Source organism: Streptomyces sp. ActVer, assembly GCF_027270795.1.
Lineage (GTDB): Bacteria > Actinomycetota > Actinomycetes > Streptomycetales > Streptomycetaceae > Streptomyces > Streptomyces umbrinus_A.
In genome coordinates this window covers 1-10,611 of record NZ_JAPWHT010000365.1, presented here as the reverse complement: position 1 = coordinate 10,611, position 10,611 = coordinate 1, and the positions used below count along the sequence as shown (strand labels likewise).

Sequence of the window (10,611 nt, the reverse complement as noted above, 5' to 3'; positions counted from 1 at the left end):
ATCCGGTCCAGGCGCCGAGCGTGTCCCCGAGCAGCGCGTCGAGGTCGACGCCGGTGAGGTCGCCGACCACGACGGCGGTCGCGGTGGCGGGGCGTACGTGCTTCTCGTAGAAGGCGCGGACGGCCGCCGAGTCGATCGCGGTGACCGTCTCCTCGGTGCCCTGGCGCGGGCGCGACATGCGCGAGGTCGCCGGGAAGAGCTGCCGGGAGAGCTCCTTGGCGGCGCGGCGGGCCGGGTTGGCGGTCTCGTGCGGGATCTCGTCGAGCCGGTTGCGCACCAGCCGCTCGATCTCGCTGTCCTCGAAGGCGGGTGCCCTGAGGGCGTCGGCGAGCAGGCCGAGCGCCTTGGGGAGCCGGGAGACGGGGACTTCGAGGCTGATCCGGACGCCGGGGTGGTCGGCGTGCGCGTCGAGGGTGGCGCCGCAGCGCTCCAGCTCGGCGGCGAACTCCTCGGCGGAGTGCTTGTCGGTTCCCTCGGTGAAGGCACGCGCCATGATCGTGGCGACGCCGTCCAGGCCCTGCGGCTCGGCCTCCAGCGGGGCCGCCAGGAGGATCTCGACGGCGACGACCTGCTGGCCGGGGCGGTGGCAGCGCAGCAGCGTCAGGCCGTTGCCGAGCGTGCCGCGCTCGGGGGCCGGGAAGGCCCAGGGCCTGGCCTCGCCGGCCTGGGGCTGCGGGTGGAATTCCATCGTGGCGAGCTCGGTCACTTGGCCGCCTCCTCGTCGGTGTCGTCAGCGGCGTCGGTCTCTTGGGCCTCTTCGGCGACGGTCGGCTCGTAGACCAGCACCGCGCGGTTGTCGGGGCGCAGGCGGGCCTTGGCGACCTCCTGGACCTCCTCGGCGGTGACGTCGAGGACGCGCTGGACGGCCGTCAGGGCGAGCTGCGGGTCGCCGAACAGCACCGCGTACCGGCACAGTTCGTCGGCGCGGCCCGCGACCGTGCCGAGACGGTCCAGCCACTCTCGCTCCAACTGGGCCTGGGCGCGCTCCATTTCCTCGGCGGTGGGGCCCGCCTCGGCGAACCGGGCGAGCTCCTCGTCGACGGCGGTCTCGATCACCGGCACCTCGACGTCGCCGGACGTCTTCACGTCGAGCCACCCCAGGGAGGGCGCTCCCGCGAGACGCAGCAGGCCGAACCCGGCCGCGACGGCGGTGCGGTCACGGCGTACGAGCCGGTTGTAGAGCCGGGACGACTCGCCGCCACCGAGCACGGTCAGGGCCAGGTCCGCCGCGTCGCACGCGCGCGTGCCGTCCTCCGGAAGCCGGTACGCGGCCATCAGCGCGCGGGCCGGGACCTCCTCCTCGACGACCTCGCGCAGCTGCTCACCGATGGTCTCGGGCAGCGAACCGTCGCGCGGGGCGGGCTTGCCGTCGTGGCCCGCGATCGAGCCGAAGTACTTCTCGACCCAGGCGAGCGTCTGCTCCGGGTCGATGTCTCCGACGATCGACAGAACGGCGTTGCTGGGCGCGTAGTAGGTGCGGAAGAACGCGCGAGCGTCCTCCAGCGTGGCCGCGTCCAGGTCGGCCATCGACCCGATCGGGGTGTGGTGGTAAGGGTGGCCCTCCGGGTAGGCGAGGGCGGTGAGCTTCTCGAAAGCGGTGCCATAAGGGACGTTGTCGTAGCGCTGCCTGCGCTCGTTCTTGACGACGTCCCGCTGGTTCTCCATGGAGTCGTCGTCGAGCGCGGCGAGCAGCGAGCCCATACGGTCGGCCTCCAGCCAGAGGGCGAGCTCCAGCTGGTGCGTGGGCATGGTCTCGAAATAGTTCGTACGCTCGAAACTGGTCGTGCCGTTGAGCGAACCGCCCGCGCCCTGCACCAGTTCGAAGTGGCCGTTGCCCTTCACCTGGCCCGAGCCCTGGAACATCAGGTGCTCGAAGAGGTGGGCAAGTCCGGTGCGGCCCTTGACCTCGTGGCGCGAACCGACGTCGTACCAGAGGCACACCGCCGCGACCGGGGTCAGGTGGTCCTCGGAGAGCACCACACGCAGGCCGTTGGCCAGGCGGTGCTCGGTCGCTGTCAGGCCGCCGGAACCGGCCTCAGCTGTGGCCGTGTGACCCATGGGCATGTACGTCCCTTCGATCGCGGAAAACTGCTGAATTCCTGCTAGTCGTGCCACTGTATGCAAGCGCGCGGACAGCTGGCGAAGTTCCCGCGGCGCGTACGCCGAGAGCGAGCAGGCGGGCGGCGCCGGGAGCCCGTACGCTCGTGCGGCCGCACGGCCTCCGAAGCCCTGTGCGGGCACGCGGGTTCGCCGCTTCCGAGGCCTGTGGAAAAGGCCGAGAAGGCGGCCCGCCACGCCTGTTGGGACAGCCGGAGACACGGCTCAGGAGGCCCGTACGGACGGGTCGTGGTCCACGTTGTCAGTGGGCCGGTCCACAATGGAGCCCGTCAGAACCCGTTCATGCCCCGGCAGAGACTGTGAAGGAGTCGCAGCAGCGATGGCCCGCCGCAGCACGAAGACCCCGCCGCCAGACGACTTCGAGGAGCGCATCCTCGACATCGACGTCGTCGACGAGATGCAGGGCTCCTTCCTCGAGTACGCGTACTCGGTCATCTACTCCCGAGCCCTGCCGGACGCCCGCGACGGCCTCAAGCCGGTGCATCGCCGCATCGTCTACCAGATGAACGAGATGGGCCTGCGTCCCGACCGCGGCTATGTGAAGTGCGCCCGCGTCGTCGGCGAGGTCATGGGTAAGCTCCACCCCCACGGCGACGCGTCGATCTACGACGCCCTGGTCCGCCTGGCCCAGCCCTTCTCCATGCGGTTGCCCCTGGTCGACGGCCACGGCAACTTCGGTTCGCTGGGCAACGACGACCCGCCGGCCGCCATGCGGTACACCGAGGCGCGGATGGCCGACGCGACCTCCCTGATGACGGAGTCGATCGACGAGAACACGGTCGACTTCTCCCCGAACTACGACGGCCAGGAGCAGGAGCCGTCGGTCCTCCCTGCTGCCTACCCGAACCTCCTGGTCAACGGCTCGTCGGGCATCGCGGTCGGCATGGCGACGAACATGGCGCCGCACAACCTCGGCGAGGTCATCGCCGCCGCCCGTCACCTGATCCGCCACCCCGGCGCCGATCTCGAGACACTCATGAAGCACGTCCCGGGCCCCGACCTGCCCACGGGCGGCCGCATCGTGGGCCTCACCGGCATCAGGGACGCGTACGAGACGGGCCGCGGCACCTTCAAGATCCGCGCGACGGTGGCCGTGGAGAACGTGACGGCGCGCCGCAAGGGCATCGTCGTCACCGAGCTGCCCTTCACGGTCGGCCCGGAGAAGGTGATCGCCAAGATCAAGGACCTGGTCGGCTCGAAGAAGCTCCAGGGCATCGCCGACGTCAAGGACCTCACCGACCGCAACCACGGCCTGCGCCTGGTCATCGAGATCAAAAACGGCTTCGTGCCGGAGGCCGTCCTGGAGCAGCTCTACAAGCTGACGCCGATGGAGGAGTCCTTCGGCATCAACAACGTGGCGCTGGTGGACGGCCAGCCGCTCACGCTGGGCCTCAAGGAACTCCTGGAGGTGTACCTCGACCACCGCTTCGAGGTCGTGCGCCGCCGCAGCGAGTTCCGCCGCACCAAGAAGCGCGACCGGCTGCACCTGGTCGAGGGCCTGCTGGTGGCCCTGATCGACATCGACGAGGTCATCCGCCTCATCCGCTCCAGTGAGAACTCCGCGCAGGCCAAGCAGCGCCTGATCGAGCACTTCTCGCTGAGCGACGTCCAGACGCAGTACATCCTGGACACGCCGCTGCGCCGGCTCACCAAGTTCGACCGCATCGAGCTGGAGACCGAGCGCGACCGGCTCAACGGCGAGATCGACGAGCTGACCGGCATCCTGGAGTCGGACTCCGAGCTGCGCAAGCTGGTGTCGTCCGAACTGGCCGCGGTGGCCAAGAAGTTCGGCACCGAGCGGCGTACGGTCCTGCTGGAGTCCGCCGGTTCCGCCGCCACGACCGTGCCGCTCCAGGTGGCCGACGACCCGTGTCGCGTGCTCCTGTCGTCGACGAAGCTCCTCGCGCGTACGGCCAACGGTGGCCCCTTCGGGGAGAGCGACGGCAAGCGCGCCAAGCACGACCTGATCCTCTCCGCCGTCCCGGCGACGGCACAGGGCGAGATCGGCGCGGTCACGTCCGCCGGCCGGCTGCTGCGGATCAATGTCATCGACCTCCCGCAGCTGCCGGACACCACGGCGGCGCCCAACCTCTCGGGAGGCGCGCCGGTCTCGGAGTTCCTGACCCTGGAGGGCGACGAGGACATCGTGTGTCTGATGACACTCGACGAGTCGTCGCCGGGGCTCGCCCTCGGCACGCAACAGGGTGTCGTCAAGCGCGTGGTGCCCGACTATCCCTCCAACAAGGAGGAGCTGGAGGTCATCACGCTCAAGGACGGTGACCGGATCGTCGGCGCGGCCGAGCTGCGCACGGGCGAGGAGGACCTGGTCTTCATCACCGACGACGCCCAGTTGCTGCGCTACCAGGCCTCCCAGGTCCGCCCCCAGGGTCGGCCCGCAGGCGGTATGACGGGCATCAAGCTCACGGACAACACCAAGGTGATCTCGTTCACGGCGGTGGACCCGGCCGTGGACGCGGTGGTGTTCACGGTGGCGGGCTCGCGCGGCACCCTGGACGACTCGGTCCAGACGACGGCCAAGCTGACACCCTTCGACCAGTACCCTCGCAAGGGCCGCGCCACGGGTGGCGTGCGCTGCCAGCGGTTCCTGAAGGGCGAGGACTGCCTGAGCCTCGCGTGGGCAGGTCCCGCACCGGCCCGGGCCGCGCAGAAGGACGGCACGCCCGCGGAACTGCCCGAGATGGACCCGCGACGGGACGGCTCGGGCGTCTCCCTGGCGAAGACGGTTTCGGTGGTGGCGGGCCCGGTCTAGACGTGGTAGGCACCCGGCAGGTCGGCGCCGCCCTGGGCACGACCGTCCGGGTCCCGCGCCGCCTCTGACTCCTGCTCCCCGTCCCGCTCCTGTACGTAGCGGAGGACGCCCCACATGCTGTGCTCGTCGGCGTGTGGGGCGTCCTCTTTGCACGCCTCCAGCTCCTTGCCGAGGGCGAGGGCGTCAATGCCCGAGCCGATGAGGACGAGCTGGCTGAGGCGCTCGCCCGGGGCCCAGGGCTCCGGGTAGAAGCGCAGGAAACGGCCGACGGCGTGCACGGCGTACCGGTTGCGGGGGTCGGCGGGACCGAAGTCGACGTAGCCCTTGATGCGGTAGAGACCCTCGGGCCTGCTGTCGAGGAAGTCCATCAACCGCCGGGGGCTGAGGGGCACTTCGAAGGTGAAGGCGAGGGACTCGTAGGCGGAGTGCAGATGGCCGTGACGGCCGCGGGAACCGTGATCGTCGTCGAGACCGTGATGGTCGTGGAGGCCGTTGGGCTGGGGAAGACCATCGGACTCGCCCTCCTCGTTCCGGTGCAGGTCGTCGAAGGAGAGCTGCCCGATGCGCTCCTCCGTGGGCCTGCGGTCGAAGAGGAACTCGGGGTCGATCCGCCCGTACGAGGCGGGCACGACGGCGGCGGCGCGGTCGGTGAGGGACCGTACGAGGGCGATCACACGGTCGGGATCAGGCGCGCGGTCCGCCTTGTTGACGACCACCAGATCGGCGATGGCGAGGTGCCGGTCGATCTCGGGATGCTTCTGGCGGGTGGCGTCGAACTCCGCGGCGTCGACGACCTCCACGAGCCCCCCGTAGACGATGCGCGGGTTCTCGCTGGCCAGGAGCATCTTGACCAGCTCCTGGGGCTCGGCCAGCCCGCTCGCCTCGATGACGATGACGTCGATTCGGGCGGAGGGCTGAGTGAGCCGGTCCAGGAAGACATCGAGCTCACTGGCGTCCACGGCGCAGCACAGACATCCGTTGCCCAGAGAGACGGTGGAGTCGCCGAGCGCCCCGGCCACGGCCATCGCATCGATCTCGATGGCACCGAAGTCATTGACGATCGCTCCGATACGACTGCCTCCGCTGCGGTGCAGGAGATGGTTGAGCAGGGTGGTCTTGCCGGATCCCAGGAAGCCGGCGAGGACGATGACCGGGATCTGCTGGGGGCTCGCCTGACTCAACGCGCGACCTCTCTCACACCAATGCGTGCACCGGCTCGCGGACCGGCTCTCACGACGGGAAACGAATGCCGACCCAGGATACGAGCCGGTGGAAAGCCCCCGAAGTGAACGATTGTTAGCGGCGCTCGCGGGGCACACGTCTGGCATGGCGCCGAGTTGCGCGACCCGCGCTTCCCTCCGTGCGCCTCCTCTCCGCCTCCCTGCCGATCAGAGCCGCTCGGCACCCTGGGAGACGGCAAGCGCGCCGCCCACCGCTCGCCGGTCCGCCCCCTGGCGACCCACACCGACGACCGGCGGACGGTCGCCTGATTCGGGGGTTGACATGGTCACACAGAGTTTGTGGAAGGGGCGGCTCTCCGCCGCCCGGGCGAGGCTCGCGTCTGCGGCGGGCGCCGTCGCGGTCGCGGGGAACCGGCACCGCAAGCGCGCCGCCCTCACCGAACAGCACCGACTCCATTTCGACCTGCTCTGCAAAGCCATGGACGATCCCGCACTCGCCGCGGTCCTCAACACGTACGACAGCGACGTCACCCCCGAAAAGCAACGGCAGTACCTCTTCGCGAATGCCCTCTATGTCAACGCCCTGTACTTTCACCGCATCGGCGCCCTGACCCAGCGAGAACTCCACGGACATTTCCGGATTATGTGCCAGAACAGAGTATTTCAGGAGTATTGGGCGGCTACTCAGCACCACCGAGAGAGCCTGCCGGACTCGTCGGAAGAGGCCGAACTGGGCCAGATGATGGAAGACTTGATACAGGAGCAGGCCGATTCGGACACCGACGAGTGGTGGGTTGTGGGGGAGCCACCCGAAGGATCCTCCTGAGCTGTCGGCGCACGGCACCCTCTCAAGCCGTACGGAACCCGCGCGCACCGCTCACACCTGCCGCGCGCCAATAATACCCCCAACACGCTCTTATCGTCCCAGCACCATCTGCCGTCAAGGGAAGCAGGGGAAGTTCACCCGACTCGTGCGCGGTTTCGGGCCCCACAAGCATCAGAAACCGAATAATGTATCGCCTGCCCACTCTGGGCGCTCCGACGGACACCCCGCGCTCGGAGACACACCGCCTCCGACGACCATCAATCGCGGAGTCAACACGCTCCGAGGAACCCCTTTCAGCTCGGAGAACGTCCACTACCCGAGCTAGAGGCTGGTATTTATCCGTGAAAATCGTGCGACGTGTCGGGGCTTCACCACGCGAGCGCGGAAGCGCCACTGGTCAGTCGTGCCCCGACATCTTCGAGCTCAGCGATGGCAGTTTCGCTGTCATCGGACGAGAGGCCACCAAGGAACTCGACCCTGAGCTCCCGCCCGACGCCGCACGAGCAGACTACGAGCGGATCGTGATCATCACACGCGACACCCTGGTGCGCGCGAAGGCGGACATTCCCGACGCTTGAGGTCGCGGGCCCTAGCGGCTTCACCTCAGTCGACGCAGAAGCGACAAAGAACGTCAAGAACGAGATCCATCTCGCACCCCACCCATGCGGTTGGACACTTCGGCCCGGCATCGACACGATGCCGGGCCTTCACGTGTCACGGCCTGCCTCCCGATTCTCCTCCCCGAGCGCGGGGAAGCATCTCGTGGACGCTGGAGGGGGCACGATGGCAGGTAGTACTGCATGGGGCTCAGGGCCAGATTCTGCACATGGCTGGTCGCCGCCATACTCGCGATCGGCCTCGTAGGCGCAGCGTCGATAGTTGTCAGTGGCTGGCTGATCGACGGTGTCGAGCAGGCGAACGGCAGCCGGGGGAACGCTGTGGAGCGAAGTGCCCTCGGTGGCTACTTCGGTGCTGTCAGCGCGATCTTCTCGGGAATAGCTCTCCTCCTCCTGGTCACAGCGCTCCTGTACCAGCAACTGGAACTGCGGCTACAGCGCACCGAACTGGCCCTGCAGCGGGAAGAGTTGGCAGCATCCCGCAACGAGCTGCGCCGAAGCGCGGAGGCGGACATGCGCAGCCTGCACGTACAACTCACGCAGATGGCGATGGCGGATCCTGCTCTGGCTGCCGTGTGGACCACCCACCACGACGAACCGGAGCCGACAGTGCGCCAGCATCTCTTCGCCAACCTGGTCTTCAGTCACTTCGTGCTGGCCCGTAGCTGGGGGTCGTACTCGGACGCAGACCTACTGGCGCATGCCCATGGCCTGCTTCGAAACCCGGCGTTCCGCCACTACTGGGACTCAACTCGGTCCGCGAGAAGCCGCCTTTCACCAAACAGCCCAGAAGCCCAACTGGCCCAGCTCTTCGAGCAAGCCGTCTCCGATCTTCGCCACGAGCCGCCTCCCTCCACGCCATGACTAGGCCACCGCGGGCACCGCAACCGGCGGAACCGGCCCCACATACCGCGCCGCCGGCCGGATGATCTTCGGGTCCTCCGCCTGTTCGAGGATGTTGGCGCTCCAGCCGACGACGCGGGCCGCGGCGAACGTAGGTGTGAACATCTCGCGTGGCAGGCCGCAGAGTTCCATGACGACGCCCGCGTAGAACTCCACGTTCGTGTGGAGTTCGCGGCCGGGCTTGAGCTCCGCGAGGATCGCCTCCACCTGGCGTTCGACCTCGACCGCGATGTCGACCAGGGGGCCGCCGAACTGCTGGGCGATCCCGCGGAGCATGCGCGAACGGGGGTCCTCGGTGCGGTAGACGGGGTGGCCGAAGCCCATGATGCGATCGCCGGCGAGGACCCGTTCACGGATCCAGGAGTCGATGCGGTCGAGAGTCCCGATCGCGTCGAGGGTGTCCAGGGCCCGACTCGGGGCGCCCCCGTGGAGCGGACCGGAGAGGGCTCCCACCGCGCCGACGAGACAGGCCGCCACGTCCGCCCCCGTCGACGTGATCACACGAGCCGTGAATGTTGATGCATTGAATCCATGGTCAATGGTCGAGATCAGGTACTGCTCGACCGCCCTCGCCCGGTCCGCGTCCGGTTCCGAACCCGTCAGCATGTAGAGGTAGTTGGCGGCGTAGGGCAGATCGTCACGCGGCTCGATCGGTTCGAGTCCCTGCCCGAGCCGGTGGAGCGCCGTCAGCAACGTCGGCACGGCCGCCGACGCGGCGAGCGCGTCCGCTCGGCGCTGCTCGGTGTCAATGTCGTACACCGGGCGGAACCCCCGCGCCGCACCGAGCAACGACAACGCGGTGCGCATCCCGGCAAGCGCCCCTGACCTCCCACTTGCCGCGGAGATCGCGGGCAGCACGGCCCGCACCTCCGCCGGCAGCCGCCGCAGTTCCGCCGTCCGCGCGGCAAAGGCGGAACGCTGTGCCGCGTCCGGCAGTTCACCGTGTACCAGCAGATGCCACACGTCCTCGAAGCCGCGGGTCCGTGCGAGGTCGACGGCCGAGTACTGGCGGTAGTGGTAGAACCCTTCGATCCCCCTGACGTCACCCAGCACGGTGTCGGTGACAACGACGCCCGCGAGTCCTCGCGGTACGTCGACAGAGGCGGTCGCGGCCCGGTTGATCGGCATGTTTCCTCCCTGGACTTGATTCGACTGTCCATGCTTGACTCAAGACCTGTCAATATTGATTGAATCAATACTCAGACTGCATAGATACGGTGATGCCCATGACGGATCAAGAACCGGCCCTCGCGCACGAAGCTCGGCGGATCAGCACCAAGGAAGCCGCCGAACTGCTCGGGGTGAAGCCCGAGACGGTCTACGCGTATGTGAGCCGCGGCCAGCTCGGCAGCCGACGCAGCACAGGCGGCCGGGGCAGCACCTTCGACGCGAAGGAGGTGGAGGCGCTCGCGCGTCGCAACAGGCGTGAACCGGCCGGGAGTTCACCGGCCGCCGGCACGCTCTCCGTGCGCACCCGGATCACGTTGATCGACAAGGACCGGTACTACTTCCGAGGGGTAGACGCGACCGAACTGGCCGCGCGCCACTCCTACGAAGAGGTCGCCGAGTGGCTGTGGACGGGCGCCCTTCGCCCGGGCGCCACGTTCACAGCACCGGAGGCGTCCGTCGCCGTCGCCCGCCGTGCCGTCGACGCGCTGCCCGAGCACACCGGCCCGACGGACCGGCTCCGCGTCGCGGCCATCGCCGCGGCGTCCGCCGACCCGCTGCGCTTCGACCTCTCCGAACAGGCCGTGCTCGGCACGGCCCGCACGCTGATCCCGACGCTCGTCGACGCCCTGCCCCCCAAGAGTCACGGCCATCGGGACGACAGCTCGCTCGCACACCGCCTGTGGGCCCGGCTCAGCGGCCGCGAACCCGATGAGGCGTCCCTGCGCGCCCTGGACACCGCACTCGCACTGCTCGTCGACCACGACCTGGCCGCCTCGACGCTGGCCGTCCGAGTCGCCGCCTCGGCCCGTGCCCACGCGTACGCCGCCGTCTCGGCGGGCCTCGGCGTCCTCGAAGGCCCGTTGCACGGAGCGGCCAGCGGCCTGGCGCACCGGATGCTGCTCGACGTCCTGGACCGGGGTACGGCGGCACCGGTGGTCGCGGACGAGCTGCGGGCCGGGCGCCGCGTCCCCGGGCTGGGTCACCGCATCTACCCCGGCGAGGACCCACGCGCGCGCGCGCTGTTCG

Annotated in this window: 9 protein-coding genes; 5 read left to right on the top strand and 4 right to left on the bottom strand. The window is 69.0% G+C overall.

Annotated elements, in window-relative coordinates; translation table 11 throughout:
- Both O3Q52_RS39600 and O3Q52_RS39595 read right to left on the bottom strand, forming a co-directional pair.
- Nucleotides 1-706 (bottom strand): pitrilysin family protein (locus O3Q52_RS39600; RefSeq protein WP_269653410.1); only part of this gene is annotated, 706 nt, incomplete at its 3' end.
- Nucleotides 703-2,064 (bottom strand): pitrilysin family protein, encoded by a 1,362-nt coding sequence (locus O3Q52_RS39595; RefSeq protein ID WP_269653409.1) that lies wholly within the window; start codon nucleotides 2,062-2,064, stop codon nucleotides 703-705. The genes O3Q52_RS39595 and O3Q52_RS39600, both read right to left, overlap by 4 nt.
- 373 nt (nucleotides 2,065-2,437) lie before the next feature.
- On the opposite strand from O3Q52_RS39595, the gene O3Q52_RS39590 reads away from it, so the two are divergent.
- Nucleotides 2,438-4,888 (top strand): DNA topoisomerase (ATP-hydrolyzing) subunit A, encoded by a 2,451-nt coding sequence (locus O3Q52_RS39590; protein WP_269653408.1) that lies wholly within the window; start codon nucleotides 2,438-2,440, stop codon nucleotides 4,886-4,888.
- Here O3Q52_RS39590 and O3Q52_RS39585 read toward each other — a convergent pair.
- Nucleotides 4,885-6,069, bottom strand: coding sequence for a GTP-binding protein (locus O3Q52_RS39585; protein WP_269653407.1), 1,185 nt, complete (start codon nucleotides 6,067-6,069; stop codon nucleotides 4,885-4,887). The genes O3Q52_RS39590 and O3Q52_RS39585 overlap by 4 nt on opposite strands.
- Before the next feature lie 322 nt (nucleotides 6,070-6,391).
- Between O3Q52_RS39585 and O3Q52_RS39580 the strand changes: the two genes are divergently transcribed.
- The 3 genes from O3Q52_RS39580 (at nucleotide 6,392) to O3Q52_RS39570 (ending at nucleotide 8,376) form a co-directional block, all read left to right on the top strand.
- On the top strand, nucleotides 6,392-6,895 hold the full coding sequence (locus tag O3Q52_RS39580; RefSeq protein ID WP_269653406.1) for a DUF6082 family protein: 504 nt from the start codon (nucleotides 6,392-6,394) through the stop codon (nucleotides 6,893-6,895).
- A gap of 341 nt (nucleotides 6,896-7,236) precedes the next feature.
- A complete protein-coding gene (locus O3Q52_RS39575) occupies nucleotides 7,237-7,473 on the top strand; it encodes a hypothetical protein (RefSeq protein ID WP_266494761.1) in 237 nt (78 codons plus the stop codon).
- 222 nt (nucleotides 7,474-7,695) lie between these two features.
- Nucleotides 7,696-8,376: a DUF6082 family protein gene (locus O3Q52_RS39570; RefSeq protein ID WP_269653405.1), complete on the top strand. Its 681-nt coding sequence runs from the start codon at nucleotides 7,696-7,698 to the stop codon at nucleotides 8,374-8,376.
- Here the strand turns inward: O3Q52_RS39570 and O3Q52_RS39565 are convergent, their stop codons facing one another.
- Entirely contained in the window at nucleotides 8,377-9,543 is a 1,167-nt protein-coding gene (locus tag O3Q52_RS39565) for a citrate synthase/methylcitrate synthase (protein WP_269653404.1), read from the bottom strand.
- 98 nt (nucleotides 9,544-9,641) lie between these two features.
- Between O3Q52_RS39565 and O3Q52_RS39560 the strand changes: the two genes are divergently transcribed.
- A partial coding sequence (locus O3Q52_RS39560) for a citrate/2-methylcitrate synthase (protein ID WP_269653403.1) occupies nucleotides 9,642-10,611 on the top strand: 970 nt, incomplete at its 3' end.